We start from the raw sequence: 13366 nt of genomic DNA, 5'->3' as shown, positions 1-13366 counted from the left end.
GCTGACTCAGATTATCGGTGACTATTTACTGAGGCGCACCCATGGAGAGAGTGAATATGTCCCTACCTATCGCGGTGGTTTACTCGGCCTCGCCAAAACGGTTGTTGATTAAGTCTAAGATTGCCTGATGCGCAGCGACGTCATCGTCTCCGTCGATAGTCATCTGCAAAGTCGTGTTTTGACCTGCCGCTAAGAGCATCACTGACATAATGCTCTTGGCATCAACCACCTGTTTATCCTTTTGCAAAGTAATTTGGCTGCTGAAGCTGGCGGCGCAGTCGACAAGTTTTGCCGCAGCTCGGGCGTGCAGACCAAGTCGATTAATAATGAGAACTGAGTCTTCAATCATGCGGTTACCATGGCTGAAAGTTCGCGATGACGTATTTGCATCCGTGGATGTTCAGCTTTCAGAGCGTGATAGATCGCTTCCGCAGTGTACACCGAGCGGTGCTGCCCCCCGGTACAACCAATCGCAATTGTCATATACGTGCGCTGGGATTTTTCATAGGCAGGTAGCCAGCGCAGCAACAGGCTTGTGATGTCATCTATAAAGTCCTGAGTTTGCGTGTGGCCCTCAAGGAACTGTGCCACAGCAGTGTCCTGACCGGTCAGAGGGCGCAAGTGACTCTCCCAATGCGGATTGGGCAGTAATCGGGCATCAAAGACTAAGTCGGCATCAGAGGGCACGCCACGCTTAAAGCCAAAGGACTCCACTAGCAGTGATAAACCTTGTGTGTTCGGGGAGCCCAACCTTGCGGAAATCAGAGCACGCAGGTCGTACAACGTAAGGTCGCTAGTATCGATAAGGAGGTCTGCATCCTGAGACAGGCCGCTCAGCAGGTTGTGCTCCTTGGCTATGGCTTCTGGTAATGAGTATTGGTCACTGCTCAGCGGATGCCTTCGACGAGTCTCGCTAAATCGCTTGGTCAGTACTGCAGGCTTCGCATCAAGAAATAGAATCTGGCTATTGATGGTCTTTGGGAGTGCCCCTATAACCTTTGTGATTTGTTGCAGGTCGTCGGCACTGTTACGAACATCGATACAAACGGCAATGCCTCGGAATGACCGATACTGCTCCCGCTCTAATTGCAGGGTAAGGGTGGGGAGAAGTGCCGCGGGCAGGTTGTCTACGCAGTAAAATCCTAAATCCTCAAGCTGATGCAGCGCGGTACTTTTCCCCGAGCCGGATCTGCCGCTGATAATAACGAGTTCCAAGTTCAGGCCGCCCTTGCTGCTGTTGCAGTTTGCAGCAGGCTTGCCGAGCTAGAGGCTTTTCGCAAACCTTGGCAGTAAAGAGAATCTGAGAATCTGCGCGCGACCTCAGCAAGAAGGTCCAAATGCTCTTGGGTTGCGTCTGGCGGAACCAGTAAAACAAAGAGCAGGTCTACAGGTTTTCCGTCCGGCGCATCATAGTCAATGGGGGACGCTAAAGTGATCAAGCAGCCCAACGGTTTATCCAAGCCGTTGACGCGACAGTGGGGTACTGCAACACCCGTGCCTAGGGCAGTAGACCCTAACCGTTCACGTTCTAGCAGGCTCGCATAGACTGGCTCAACCTCCAGCGACGCTTCAATATCTGCAACATGCTGCGCCACCAGCTCCAACACTCGTTTTTTGCTGGTCGCATGAAGCTGGCAGAGAACACGCTGCGAATTTAACAAATTGTCCAGAGAGCTCATCCCCTAACGGCCTCGCTGCTTTTCCTTGTGTTTAATGATCTGCCGATCAAGCTTGTCGGCAAGGGCATCAATAGCTGAATACATGTCTTCATTCTCGGCCGAGGCAAACAGATCCGCGCCAGCTATGTGTAAATTTGCTTCGGCCTTGTGACTGGCTTTTTCGACCACTAGTGTCACCTCTACATTGGTGATGTGGTCTATGTGCCTTTGCAGTTTTTCAAATTTAGCGGCTACGTGGTCGTGTAGACCTTCAGTAACCTCTATGTGATGTCCACTTACAATTAATTGCATAGTTTTTACTCCCTGCTTAATACCACTTCAATACTAAAATCTAGAGTAATCGCCGCCGCTCGTTGGAGGGTGGTATATTGAGTTGCTCTCGATATTTAGCCACGGTTCTCCTTGCAACAATGATCCCTTGTTCTTCTAACAGCACACCAAGTTTGTTATCACTTAGTGGTTTTTTAGTGTTCTCTCCCTGAACAAGCTTTTTAATCAATGCCTTGATTGCCGTAGATGAGCGTTCGCCACCCTCCGTTGTGGCAACATGACTGGAAAAGAAAAACTTTAGTTCGTAAATTCCTCTGGGGGTATGCATGTATTTACGTGTGGTGGCTCGAGAAACTGTGGATTCATGCATGCCGATTTGCTGTGCAATATCGGCTAAGATCAGCGGCTTCATGGCCTCCTCGCCCAACTCAAGAAACTCTCTTTGGTGTTCCACAATTTTACTGGCCACCTTCAAAAGTGTCTCGTTTCTATTGTGCAAGCTTGTCATAAAAAACTTCGCCTCTTGCAAATTTTCTCGAACATAACTTTTATCGCTGGCGGATCCTGGTTGCCCTAATAGCTCAGAGTAAACGGCATTGATACGAAGCTTTGGGGCAATGTCTGGATTGAGTTCTACCCGCCAGTGCTCATCTTTGCGGATAACAAAAACGTCGGGAATGATGTATTCCGTCGTGCTGTCACCAACTGATGTGCCCGGTGTTGGGTCTAATGAACGTATAAGGTTTAGTGCGCCAATGACATCCTCTGGGCTCGTTCTAAGCCGTCGTGACAGTTGCCGAGGATCGGCAGTTGCTATGCTCTCCAAGTGGCGATTGGCAATGGCGCCTGCGGTATTGCGGTGTGGCGTTTCCTCATCCATTTGGCGTAGCTGAAGTAACAGACACTCTCGTAAATCAGCGGCAAAGATGCCTGTCGGCTCAAAATGTTGCAGACGATGTAAAACAGCTAACACCTCATCGAGTTCAAGTTCAGGATCCCGCAGTGCTTCCAGAATTTCTTCCGGTGTCTGGGTCAGCCGACCGTTAGCGTCCACTGCATCAATTAAGGCGGTTGCAATCAAATGGTCGGTTGCTGAGAATCGGGTGAGATTTAACTGCCAATGCAGTTGGTCGTGCAGGGTTTCAGGCTCGGCATCCCGGTCTGCAAATTGCCCCATGTCATCGTCAGGTAGTGAGGGCGGCGGTGCGGAGGAGGGCATGAGGTCTTCCCAGCGAGTATCAACCGGAAGCTCGTTCGCGCTATCGGGACCTGAGACCTGTGCAGTAAAGTCAACGTCACTTTGACTCTCCTGCCCCCCTTCTAGCGCGTCGACGTCTTCTTCCCGCTCGAGTAGCGGGTTTGATTCTAGGGTCTCTTCGATGGCTTGCTGCAAATCAAGGGTGCTTAGCTGCAATAACTTAATGGCCTGTTGAAGCTGAGGCGTCAACGCCAGCGATTGCCCCATTTTTAACTGCAGTGATTGCTTCATTACACCTCTTGGAAGCTGATACTCGTGATGCTTCCTTTAGTGTAGCGCTGCCTTATGGCTTATCGCAACGGTTGGCGCATTACTTGCTTAGTTCTGCTTGAGCTTGGCTTGGAATACCCCGAGCAGGGGGGGGAGATTATCGGCCGTCTTCTTGACTCACAATTTACAGTGAAAAGTCGTCACCTAGATACACGGCCTTAACCTTTTCATCAGCGAGTACCGTTTCGGGCTCTCCTGACGCGATCACGTAGCCCTCGCCGACAATGTAGGCGCGTTCGCAAATATCGAGCGTTTCTCGTACGTTGTGGTCTGTGATCAAAACACCGATACCCCGTTCTTTCAGTTGATTGATGATGCCCTTTATCTCATTAATTGAAATGGGGTCGACCCCGGCGAAGGGCTCATCAAGCAGGACGAACGCGGGATCAAGCGCTAAAGCACGGGCTATTTCAACGCGTCGTCTCTCGCCACCAGATAATGCTTGTCCCAGTAAATGTTCTATGTGCCCGATGCTGAATTCTGCTAATAGGTCATCGCAAAGCTTATTTCGCTCTGCGCGATTGATGTCCTTGCGCATTTCAAGGATGGCTAGCAAATTGTCGCGGACCGACAAACGCCTAAAAATGGAGGCCTCTTGTGGCAGATAGCCGATACCTGCTCGTGCACGCTGATGGATGGGCAGTGGGGTCAGATCTTGATCGTCAAGGAACATACGGCCTTCGTCGGCCTTAACCAGGCCTAAAATCATGTAAAAGCAGGTGGTTTTTCCTGCACCGTTAGGCCCGAGTAAGCCAATAATTTCTCCCGACCTGACCTCCAGAGAGACATCTTTCACCACTTTCCTTCCCTTGTATGCCTTGGCAAGGTTTCGAGCGGATAATGTTTTTTGCATGCCTAGGAGTCCGATTTCTTAGGGCGCTCCATAGCGCTGGGTGGAATAATCATTTCGACGCGCTGCCCCGCTCCCTGGCCATCCGACGTTTCGCCTGTTGCGGTGACACGTTGCTGACTCAGTACATAGTTAATTGTGGCTCCGGTAACAATGGCGCCATCCTGCTCGATTCGAGCATTTTCTGTCAGGGTTACTTTGTCACCTTTTTGATCATAGGTGATGCGATTGGCCGCCGCTTTAACCGGCTCTTTACCTTCAGCAGGGGTTTGTTTCAGGGTCGCGGGTGTGCCTGTTGCCGTAACAAGGCCATCAGAATCCTGATGCTGATGAAGCGTCAGCAGGTCCGCCTTGATATGCAAAGAGCCCTGTGTCAGCTCCACAGCCCCCTCGTAACGTGTCTCGCCGGTTTGCTCATTACGCACGGCTGAATCGGCTGTGATTTTGATCGGCTGCTCGCGGTCAGTCGGTAAAGCCTGACTCACAGCTGCACCTAAACTCATTGATACCACTAGGAGTAAACGTGTCAAAGCTATGGTTCTAGTTCGCATAGCGAGTTTCAACCTCTTTCAGCAATGTTGCTTCACTGGATGTTAAATCGATCTCGAGCCCGGTGCCTGTTGTGATGCTATTTAATGTTGTCAGCTGCACTTTGGCATCGGTGACCGCTCGGTTTTCATCCAACAGCAGACGGATCCGGGATGTTGTCATATTTCCATCGCGCTCGAGCAAGTTTATTGCCACGCCCTCAGAGAGCAGAAGTTCTGCTATCCCCGGATGGTATTGACCGTTCGCTGCGGTCATCTTCCAGCGGTTGCCATTATCGTCAGCACTTAAAAAAATCAGATCTTCAGCATAGGTGACGGGGTCGTTGATGTAAGTAGTACCCGAACCAATTGTCAGATATTGAATGCGGGTCCCAGACGGGTCGTAGCTCCAGCGCTCAGCACTGTCTAGATAACTATCAGCGATTGAGCTTGTGGTTGCTGATGGTATTGGCAGAACCTCGTCACCACGGCCTAGTGTGATCCAAAAGAAGACGGCTATTGCCATCAGTAACAGCGAAGAGAAGGTGAGCTTCATAGGTCGTAAGTCTTTAACAAGGCCTGCCACTCTCCTCGCGCTTGAAGCAAGGTTTCAGCCCATTCCCGTACGGCCCCTTGGCCGCCTGAACTTGTTGTTACATAGTCCGCAGCATCGCGCACCGCGCCAACGGCATCAGCCGGGCAGGCACCGTGTGCGACGGTCCTGATGGCAGCCAAATCTGGCAGGTCATCGCCCATATAGGCAGCTTCCTCCAGCGTACAGCCAACAAGCGCTGTCATTTCTTTCAGGGCGGTCAGTTTATCTTCACGGCCTTGAATGACATCGGTTATCCCGAGCTCAGCGGCCCGTCGCTCGACCATGGGCGATGCCCTGCCAGTAATCAGCGCGACTCTAAGTCCAGCTTTTTGCAGGAGCTTTATGCCCAAACCATCTTTGATGCAGAAAGATTTGTGCTCGAGGCCATTGCTGTCGTAGGTGACTGCCCCGGTGGTCAGTACACCATCGACATCCATGGCGATTAATTTGAGTTTTGCGGCGACGGCATTGAGCTGAGTCATTAGTTGATACCTGCCTTGAGCAGGGCCATCAGATGAACAACCCCAGCGATTTGGTTTTGTGCGTCGGTGATAACCAATGAGGAGATACGATTCTGCTCCATGATATGCATGGCTTCGGCAGCGAGATGTCCAACTGGCAGCGTTTTCACCCCCGTAGACATCAGCTTGGTAATAGCCACGGCGTTAATGTCGGGTTGCTCCTCTAACGCGCGTCGCAAGTCTCCGTCTGTGAAAATACCTTTGAGGTGACCATTTTCTCCGACGATGGTCATGCCAAGTCCCTTTGCTGTGATCTCCATCAGAGCTTCTGCCAAGGTCGCATTGGGTTCCACCAGGGGCATGTCTCTGCCAGTGGTCATAAGATCTTCCACGCTAAGAAGTAACCGCTTTCCTAATGCGCCGCCCGGGTGCGAAAACGCAAAATCCTTCTCGGTAAAGCCGCGGCTTTCCAGCAGTGCAATCGCTAATGCGTCGCCCATGGCAAGGGCAGCCGTTGTGCTTGACGTTGGGGCTAAATCTAAGGGACAGGCCTCGGTATCTACTCCTGCATTGATGTGGACGTCTGATGCCGCGGCAAGTGCTGATTCCGACTGCCCGGTCATGCTAATGAGCTTTACCCCAAGCCGCTTGAGGAGAGGCAATAAGGTTAAAATTTCCGGCGTTGTGCCACTGTTGGACAAGGCCAGCACGGTATCACGTTGCGTTATCATGCCCATGTCACCGTGGGAGGCTTCCCCCGGGTGGACAAAAAACGCGGGGGTTCCCGTGCTAGCTAGGGTCGCTGCAATTTTGTGAGCAATATGCCCTGACTTACCCATGCCAGTGACAATGACCCTACCTTGTGTATCGAGTACCAGTCGGCACGCAGCGGCGAAGGACATGCTCAGCCGGTCGGCCAGTTGCCCAACGGCTTGTCCTTCAAGCTGTAGTGTGCGTCGGCCGGAATCTAGCAGTGCCTTATCATTCAGCATCGTCGTTAAACCTTTTGAATGTCATAGTAAAGCCACAGGCAGTAAACCACATAGGAGCCCAGGAACAAGCAACCAGCTAAGCGTCCTAGGTGTGCATGGTTTTTTCCACTGCGCCAGCCCAACCATGTGAGCACGGCAAGTCCGGCGGTTGTCGCGAAAACAGTCCCTAAGTCTCGTTGTAAATCAGCAACAGACAAACTCAGTGTTGAGAAGAACCCGGGTAGCGCGAGAACGATGAGCAAGTTAAACATATTGGATCCCACGACAGCGCCAATCGCGATATCGGCATGTCCTTTCACTGCGCTTACTATTGAAGCGGCCAACTCGGGCAGGCTGGTGCCCAGTGCGACAATAGTCAGGCCTATCACGAGCTCTGACACGCCAAATCCCTCAGCGATATTTACCGCTCCCCACACTAAAACTCGGGAGCTCATGATAAGAACGGCAAGGCCGAGAATAAAAGCGCCTGTCGCTCGGGTCAGGGGTAGTTCTTCAACTTGCGAGGTATCGTCATTGATACCTGGTTTGCGCAAATGCAAGGCGATGCGAACGAGGTATAAAAGCAAGGTGGCGAATAGTATTGACGCATCGAAAGCTGTCAAGTTGCCGTCGTGAAGTAACCAGCCACAGAGAATGGTGATGGCAAGTAACAGCGGTAAATCGACAAACGCCGTGGTTCTGCCCACTAAAATGGGTGAAATGATCAAAGTGGCGCCTAATACTAATCCGACATTGGCAATATTCGAGCCCAGAGCGTTGCCCACGGCCAATCCTCCAGCCCCCGCGGCGGCTGCCGTGGCAGAGACAAGGATTTCAGGGGCTGAGGTTCCCAGCGATACGATTGTCATACCAATAATTAAGGGTGGCATTCCCACGCGCTGGGCGATTGCGGCTGCGCCGCGAATAAACAATTCGGCGCTCCAAACCAGGGTGGCGACCCCTGCGGCAAGGGCAACAAAATTTAAAAGCATACAGCTCCTTCACGTGGCACGAGGTGACGCACCTGGGGTACAGGTATCTCATACGCAAAGCACGTAGATCGGTTATGATGCTGCGCACTGCGGTGTGTCCCCGTTCACCGAGGGGCAACAACGTATTGTATCCTAATGATCAAGAACGACGGAGGCCTTGATGGTCAACAGTGCACTCTTCGGCAGCACTATGAAAGGTTTGGTAACGGCTTTTGTAATTTGCACGCATCTCGCCTTTGCCAATCTAGCAGCTGCTCAGGACGATATCGCGAAATCAGGCCCGCGCGAGGTGGTTGCAGCGGCGACCGACAATATCATGACGCTTGCAAGAGAGGCGCCCGCGTATTTTGATACTGACCCAGAGCGATACACCAGTGCGGTCGGGGAGGAGCTTGATCGCGTCGTAGACTTTCGCGGTTTCGCTCGAGGTGTCATGGGGCGCTATGCCAGCAAGGATCGCTACAAAAGCTTGGATGAGGTGGGTAAAAACCAGTTGCGAGCACAGCTGGAGGAATTTACCGACGTGCTGCGCGTCGGCATGGTCAATACCTACAGCCGAGGGTTGCTCGCTTTCGGGGGCTCCCGGGTAGAGCTTGGTGAAGTGGATATGGCGCCAGGCAGTACGCGGGTTGCGTCTGTCACTCAGCGAGTTTTTGGTGATGATGGCAAAATTTACACGGTTAAGTACCAGATGGGGCAGTACCGTGATGGAAGTTGGAAGCTTCGCAACCTGATTATTGAAAATATCAATTTGGGCGAGATATACCGGGGCCAGTTTGAGGCTGCAGTGCTCGAGGCAGACGGTAATGTGGGCTCAGTAATCGAAAATTGGGATGACAATCGAGTGCAATCCCCCTCAACGGAGAAATAATGTGGACGTCAGTGAAGTGCGAGATTTAGTGTTGGCGGCATTCCCAGAGTCCGAAGTAGACGTTGAGTTAGCCGGCGGACACTACACGGTAAGCGTAATTTCTGAGGCTTTTGCTGGAGTCCGTTCGGTCGCAAGGCAGCAGCGTGTTTACGCGCCGCTCGCATCGGCTATCGCTGCAGGCCACATGCACGCGGTAAACATTCGCGCTATGACCCCTGCTGAAGCGGCGGGTTGAGCATAGGGCGTGGATAATTTGCTCATAAAAGGCGGTCGGACGCTGTCTGGTCAGCTGAGAGTTTCTGGCGCAAAAAATGCCGCGTTGCCGATACTAGCGGCAACGTTGTTAACCGATGCCAAAACAACCATCAGAAACCTGCCGCACCTGCACGACATCACTACCATGGTTGAGTTGCTTGGCAGCCTAGGTGCTGATCTCATGATTGATGAGAAGCTTGGCATTGAAGTAGACGGCAGTACCATTAACACCTTGCAGGCACCTTACGAGTTAGTAAAGACCATGCGGGCTTCCATTTTGGTCTTGGGGCCGTTGCTCGCGCGTTTTGGCGAGGCGGAGGTCTCGTTTCCTGGAGGTTGTGCCATTGGGTCTCGCCCGGTGGACCTCCACCTTAAAGGTCTCGAAGCGATGGGTGCAGAGATCTGTGTTGAAGGGGGTTACATCAAGGCGCGGAGCGCCGGGCGCCTCAAGGGCGCTGACATCACGCTAGAGACAGTAACGGTGGGTGGAACTGAAAACCTGTTGATGGCGGCAACCTTGGCGGAGGGCAAAACTGTGCTGCGCAATGCCGCCCGGGAGCCCGAGGTTGTCGACTTGGCCCAGTGTCTGTGCGCAATGGGGGCCCAGATCTCGGGCATAGGGACATCAACCTTGGAGATTGACGGTATGGCCGCACTGCATGGCGCTGACTACACCGTCATGTCTGATCGGATCGAAGCAGGCACTTATTTGGTTGCCGTCGCTGCGACGGGAGGTAAGGTTCGGCTCGAAGGGGCCATACCCCATCATCTTGATATTGTGTTGGAAAAGCTTCGCGAGGCCTCGGCCACTATTCGAACTGGAGATGATTGGATCGAGCTCGATATGCAGGGGCGTAAGCCCAAAGCCGTTGCCATTACCACGGCACCTTACCCGGGTTTTCCCACCGATATGCAGGCTCAGTTTACGGCACTCAATACGGTTGCAGAAGGTGTGGGACGGGTAACAGAAACCGTCTTTGAAAACCGCTTGATACAAACTCATGAAATGAACCGAATGGGGGCTAAAATCAGTATCGAAGGCAACACCGCACTCATTGTCGGTCAGCAGTGTCTCAAGGGTGCCCCGGTTATGGCGTCAGATCTGCGTGCATCAGCAAGCCTAGTCATTGCAGGGCTCGTTGCCGAGGGACAAACCAGAGTTGATCGCATCTATCACATCGACCGCGGCTACGAGTGTATCGAGGAAAAATTACAATCCTTGGGCGCAGATATTCGGCGTCAGCCCGGTTAAATTGAAGGCGTCTCGGAACGGTCATGACACAAAAATTAACGATTGCACTCACGAAGGGGCGAATTTTGCAGCAGACATTGCCGCTGCTGCAGGCCGCTGGCCTTTCACCTGTTGAAGACATCGAAAGTAGCCGTAAGCTCATTTTCGACACCCAGCATTCTCAGGTGCGGCTGGTTATCCTGCGTGGCTCCGACGTGCCGACTTACGTGCGTCATGGCGCCGCTGATGTCGGTGTGGTGGGCAAAGACATGCTGCTCGAATTTGGTGCTGACGGTCTTTACGAACCGCTAGATCTAGGCATCGCACGCTGTCGTTTAATGACAGCTGGATTTCCGGGGAAAGAAACTTCTAGGACACGGATTCGTGTGGCCAGTAAGTTCGTCAATATCGCCAAGCAGTATTACTCCAGCAAAGGCATTCAGGCGGATATTATTAAGCTCTATGGAGCCATGGAGTTGGCGCCACTCATGGATCTTGCGGACGAGATTGTCGACATTGTTGATACAGGCAATACGTTGCGTGCCAATGGTATGACGCCCCTAGAGCATATCGCCGACGTCAGTACTCGGTTGGTAGTTAACAAGGCCGCTATGCGAACCCGCCACCAATTGATCCAAGAAGTGATTGAGACTCTCGCACAAGCTGTAGGCCGGGATGGGTCCGCATGAGCAATCTATTGCGCCGATTTGATGCAGCTTCCGATTCGTTTCAGGCAGATCTGACAACATTGACAGCCCGGCATGATGAGCGTGATGGTGAGCTGACGAGTCGTGTGGCCACTATTATTGAGGCTGTGCGTAAAGGAGGTGACGCGGCGTTACTGGAGCTGACGCAAGAGCTAGATCAGCATCCGGGCGTGTCAATCAGCGATTTGTTAATTGAGCCGCCAGAGATGCAAGCGGCATTGAATGCTCTGGATACAAAGACTCGAGGGGCCTTAGAGGTTGCGGCGGAGAGAATTCGAGATTACCACCAGCACCAAGTGGGTGAGAGCTGGTCCTTCGAAGATGCGTTGGGTAACCGCTTGGGCCAACAGGTGACTCCCATGGCCAGAGTGGGTATTTATGTACCCGGCGGCAAAGCAAGTTATCCATCGTCAGTTTTAATGAACGCTATCCCGGCAAAGGTTGCGGGGGTTGCTGAGGTCGTCATGGTGGTCCCAGCGCCCCTCGGTGTGATAAACCCGCTGGTGCTGGCTGCGGCCGCTTTAGCCGGTGTCGATCGTATTTTTACAGCTGGGGGGGCTCAGGCCATTGCGGCTTTAGCCTTTGGGACCGAAACAGTGCCAGGTGTCGATAAAATTGTGGGCCCCGGTAACCGGTATGTGGCTGAGGCCAAGCGGCAGGTTTTCGGTGTCGTTGGGATCGATATGGTGGCAGGGCCCTCAGAAGTTCTCATTATTGCGGATGGCACCGCCCCCGCAACATGGATGGCCATGGATTTGTTCTCCCAGGCTGAACATGATGAGCAGGCGCAAGCGATTCTGATTTGTCCAGACAGTGCGTATCTCGATGCTGTGGAAGCTGCCATGGAAGATCTTTTGGGCACTATGGCGCGTGAGGATATTATCCGTGCTGCGTTAGCGAATCGTGGTGCGCTGATTAAAGTGGATAACCTTGACGAAGCGATTGCGTTGAGCAACAGTTTAGCGCCTGAACATTTACAGCTGGCTTTTGAAGATGCGGAGGCGAGAGTCTCGGAATTAACCGTGGCGGGCGCTATCTTTGTGGGTCAATTAAGCTGTGAGTCTCTCGGTGATTATTGCGCGGGCCCCAATCATGTGTTGCCGACTTCCAGCACTGCGCGATTCTCCTCGCCGTTAGGTGTCTACGATTTCCAAAAACGCAGCTCGATTATTCACTGTTCTACAGACGGCGCGATGGCGTTAGCCGAAGTTGCCTCGGTGCTCGCACGAGGTGAATCCCTCGAGGCTCATGCCCGCAGCGCGGAGTTGCGTTTATCAAACCCCGAGACCTAGCTCTCGGGTCGAGTTCCAACAACCGCTTGCAGCTGAACCAGTGACCGCTCACGACCCCGGGCGACCTCAATGTCAACGACCTCCCCGGGTCTAAAGCGGGCGATCTGATGCATAGTGATGCGCCCATCGTTCACTGTGTTGCCATTAATAGCATTGATGACGTCTCCCAGCCGCAATCCAGCCCGTGCAGCTGGGCCATCTTCAGCGAGTCCAGAAATCATTAATACTTGCTGCTGCACGCTGGTTTCTTGGGTCTGCAGCAGCTCTACACTAACGCCCAGCCAGCCGCGCACGACCGTGCCGTAGTTCACGAGGTCTTTCATGACAAAGTGCGCCAAATTGACCGGAGTCGCCAAGTTAATCCCAATGGCGGCATGATCAGCGCCGTCGCCGCTAGCGGTATAAATAAGCGTGTTGATGCCCAATAGTTTTCCGGATGCATCGATCAAAGCGCCACCAGAGCTGCCCAGCAGACTGCTGGCGTCGGTTTGGATGTAGTCCTCGTAGTCTGACGCTTGAAGTCCGTAGCGACTTAATCCAGAAATAATTCCCTGACTGACAGAGTGACCAAAGCCATAGGGGTTGCCGATCGCGAGGACTACATCACCCACCTTGGCATCATCAGAGTTGGCCAGGGTGATGGGGGTCAACCCCGGAAGATCAATTTGGAGTACGGCGAGATCAGTGGCGGGATCAGAACCTATGACCGTTGCCGTAGCTGATCGCCCATCGTGGAGCAGCACCTGAATGGCATCGGCATCTGCAATGACATGGTCATTGGTGATTATGTGTCCCTCGGGGGTGAGGATGACTCCCGATCCCAGCGATCGCTCAACCTGCTGGCGGCGCCCTGAATTGCCGAGAAAACGGCGTAACAGCGGATCGTTCAAACGTTGGTTTCGGCCTGAATCAACCAACTTGGCGGTATAAATATTGACGACCGAAGGTGTCGCCAAGGCGACGGCGTCACTGTAGCTGGTTCGGACCTGATTGCGATCTCGCCCCATAGGTTCCGGTAAAACCCATTGGTCTAAAATAATGGCTGCCGCTAGTATCCCTGTTAATGTCGGCCAAAAAAGGCTCGATAAAAACTCTCTCACTGTTTTATTCCTCGCATTGCAGAGATTGTAAAACAGA

General features: G+C 52.8%; 17 protein-coding genes. 5 read left to right on the top strand and 12 right to left on the bottom strand.

Features of this window, described 5'->3' with window-relative positions; genetic code table 11:
- Window positions 1–79: 79 nt before the first annotated feature.
- The 11 genes from ACMAY6_RS11970 to ACMAY6_RS11920 all read right to left on the bottom strand — a co-directional run bounded on the left by ACMAY6_RS11970 (window position 80) and on the right by ACMAY6_RS11920 (window position 7873).
- A complete protein-coding gene (locus ACMAY6_RS11970; protein WP_435212132.1) occupies window positions 80–349 on the bottom strand; it encodes an HPr family phosphocarrier protein in 270 nt (89 codons plus the stop codon).
- On the bottom strand, window positions 346–1215 hold the full coding sequence (rapZ, locus tag ACMAY6_RS11965; protein ID WP_435212130.1) for an RNase adapter RapZ: 870 nt from the start codon (window positions 1213–1215) through the stop codon (window positions 346–348). Before rapZ ends, ACMAY6_RS11970 begins: the two co-directional genes overlap by 4 nt.
- Before the next feature lie 2 nt (window positions 1216–1217).
- On the bottom strand, window positions 1218–1679 hold the full coding sequence (locus ACMAY6_RS11960; RefSeq protein WP_435212129.1) for a PTS sugar transporter subunit IIA: 462 nt from the start codon (window positions 1677–1679) through the stop codon (window positions 1218–1220).
- 3 nt (window positions 1680–1682) lie between these two features.
- Complete coding sequence (gene hpf / locus ACMAY6_RS11955) at window positions 1683–1970, bottom strand: ribosome hibernation-promoting factor, HPF/YfiA family (RefSeq protein ID WP_435212127.1); 288 nt, start codon at window positions 1968–1970, stop codon at window positions 1683–1685.
- A gap of 40 nt (window positions 1971–2010) precedes the next feature.
- A complete protein-coding gene (locus ACMAY6_RS11950; RefSeq protein ID WP_435212126.1) occupies window positions 2011–3438 on the bottom strand; it encodes an RNA polymerase factor sigma-54 in 1428 nt (475 codons plus the stop codon).
- A 163-nt stretch (window positions 3439–3601) separates the two neighbouring features.
- Window positions 3602–4330, bottom strand: coding sequence for an LPS export ABC transporter ATP-binding protein (lptB, locus tag ACMAY6_RS11945; protein WP_435212124.1), 729 nt, complete (start codon window positions 4328–4330; stop codon window positions 3602–3604).
- Between the two features lie 2 nt (window positions 4331–4332).
- Window positions 4333–4812 carry a lipopolysaccharide transport periplasmic protein LptA gene (gene lptA / locus ACMAY6_RS11940; RefSeq protein ID WP_435212123.1) on the bottom strand — a complete coding sequence of 160 codons (480 nt, stop codon included), beginning with the start codon at window positions 4810–4812 and terminating at the stop codon, window positions 4333–4335.
- Between the two features lie 55 nt (window positions 4813–4867).
- The gene (lptC, locus tag ACMAY6_RS11935; protein ID WP_435212122.1) at window positions 4868–5410 is read right to left on the bottom strand and encodes an LPS export ABC transporter periplasmic protein LptC; all 543 of its coding nucleotides are present in this window, start codon (window positions 5408–5410) and stop codon (window positions 4868–4870) included.
- The gene (locus ACMAY6_RS11930; protein WP_435212120.1) at window positions 5407–5931 is read right to left on the bottom strand and encodes a KdsC family phosphatase; all 525 of its coding nucleotides are present in this window, start codon (window positions 5929–5931) and stop codon (window positions 5407–5409) included. Before ACMAY6_RS11930 ends, lptC begins: the two co-directional genes overlap by 4 nt.
- Window positions 5931–6902, bottom strand: a complete 972-nt coding sequence (locus ACMAY6_RS11925) for a KpsF/GutQ family sugar-phosphate isomerase (protein ID WP_435212119.1) — start codon at window positions 6900–6902, stop codon at window positions 5931–5933. Before ACMAY6_RS11925 ends, ACMAY6_RS11930 begins: the two co-directional genes overlap by 1 nt.
- A 5-nt stretch (window positions 6903–6907) precedes the next feature.
- The gene (locus ACMAY6_RS11920; protein WP_435212117.1) at window positions 6908–7873 is read right to left on the bottom strand and encodes a calcium/sodium antiporter; all 966 of its coding nucleotides are present in this window, start codon (window positions 7871–7873) and stop codon (window positions 6908–6910) included.
- A 160-nt stretch (window positions 7874–8033) separates the two neighbouring features.
- Here ACMAY6_RS11920 and ACMAY6_RS11915 point away from each other — a divergent pair, with 160 nt between their 5' ends.
- From ACMAY6_RS11915 to hisD, 5 genes are read left to right on the top strand one after another with little or no spacing between them, the layout of a single operon-like run.
- A complete protein-coding gene (locus ACMAY6_RS11915) occupies window positions 8034–8744 on the top strand; it encodes an MlaC/ttg2D family ABC transporter substrate-binding protein (protein WP_435212115.1) in 711 nt (236 codons plus the stop codon).
- Between the two features lies 1 nt (window position 8745).
- On the top strand, window positions 8746–8979 hold the full coding sequence (locus ACMAY6_RS11910) for a BolA family protein (RefSeq protein ID WP_435212113.1): 234 nt from the start codon (window positions 8746–8748) through the stop codon (window positions 8977–8979).
- 9 nt (window positions 8980–8988) lie between these two features.
- Window positions 8989–10251 (top strand): UDP-N-acetylglucosamine 1-carboxyvinyltransferase, encoded by a 1263-nt coding sequence (gene murA, locus ACMAY6_RS11905; RefSeq protein WP_435212111.1) that lies wholly within the window; start codon window positions 8989–8991, stop codon window positions 10249–10251.
- A gap of 23 nt (window positions 10252–10274) precedes the next feature.
- Window positions 10275–10919: an ATP phosphoribosyltransferase gene (hisG, locus tag ACMAY6_RS11900; RefSeq protein WP_435212109.1), complete on the top strand. Its 645-nt coding sequence runs from the start codon at window positions 10275–10277 to the stop codon at window positions 10917–10919.
- Complete coding sequence (hisD, locus tag ACMAY6_RS11895; RefSeq protein ID WP_435212107.1) at window positions 10916–12229, top strand: histidinol dehydrogenase; 1314 nt, start codon at window positions 10916–10918, stop codon at window positions 12227–12229. The genes hisG and hisD overlap by 4 nt, the downstream gene beginning before the upstream one ends.
- Here hisD and ACMAY6_RS11890 read toward each other — a convergent pair.
- Window positions 12226–13329: a S1C family serine protease gene (locus tag ACMAY6_RS11890; RefSeq protein ID WP_435212105.1), complete on the bottom strand. Its 1104-nt coding sequence runs from the start codon at window positions 13327–13329 to the stop codon at window positions 12226–12228. The genes hisD and ACMAY6_RS11890 overlap by 4 nt on opposite strands.
- Window positions 13330–13366 lie beyond the last annotated feature (37 nt).

Source organism: Luminiphilus sp. nBUS_16 (assembly GCF_051201645.1).
GTDB lineage: Bacteria > Pseudomonadota > Gammaproteobacteria > Pseudomonadales > Halieaceae > Luminiphilus.
The sequence above is the reverse complement of the archived record's forward strand: the minus strand, read 5'-3'. Positions and strand labels throughout refer to the sequence as shown.

Bases quoted from the DNA above. Each gene is read 5' to 3' on its own strand.
- ACMAY6_RS11970 (WP_435212132.1), bottom strand. From the start codon at position 349: ATGATTGAAGACTCAGTTCTCATTATTAATCGACTTGGTCTGCACGCC.
- ACMAY6_RS11960 (WP_435212129.1), bottom strand. From the start codon at position 1,679: ATGAGCTCTCTGGACAATTTGTTAAATTCGCAGCGTGTTCTCTGCCAG.
- hpf (WP_435212127.1), bottom strand. From the start codon at position 1,970: ATGCAATTAATTGTAAGTGGACATCACATAGAGGTTACTGAAGGTCTA.
- ACMAY6_RS11950 (WP_435212126.1), bottom strand. From the start codon at position 3,438: ATGAAGCAATCACTGCAGTTAAAAATGGGGCAATCGCTGGCGTTGACG.
- lptB (WP_435212124.1), bottom strand. From the start codon at position 4,330: ATGCAAAAAACATTATCCGCTCGAAACCTTGCCAAGGCATACAAGGGA.
- lptC (WP_435212122.1), bottom strand. From the start codon at position 5,410: ATGAAGCTCACCTTCTCTTCGCTGTTACTGATGGCAATAGCCGTCTTC.
- ACMAY6_RS11930 (WP_435212120.1), bottom strand. From the start codon at position 5,931: ATGACTCAGCTCAATGCCGTCGCCGCAAAACTCAAATTAATCGCCATG.
- ACMAY6_RS11925 (WP_435212119.1), bottom strand. From the start codon at position 6,902: ATGCTGAATGATAAGGCACTGCTAGATTCCGGCCGACGCACACTACAG.
- ACMAY6_RS11920 (WP_435212117.1), bottom strand. From the start codon at position 7,873: ATGCTTTTAAATTTTGTTGCCCTTGCCGCAGGGGTCGCCACCCTGGTT.
- ACMAY6_RS11915 (WP_435212115.1), top strand. From the start codon at position 8,034: ATGGTCAACAGTGCACTCTTCGGCAGCACTATGAAAGGTTTGGTAACG.
- hisG (WP_435212109.1), top strand. From the start codon at position 10,275: ATGACACAAAAATTAACGATTGCACTCACGAAGGGGCGAATTTTGCAG.
- hisD (WP_435212107.1), top strand. From the start codon at position 10,916: ATGAGCAATCTATTGCGCCGATTTGATGCAGCTTCCGATTCGTTTCAG.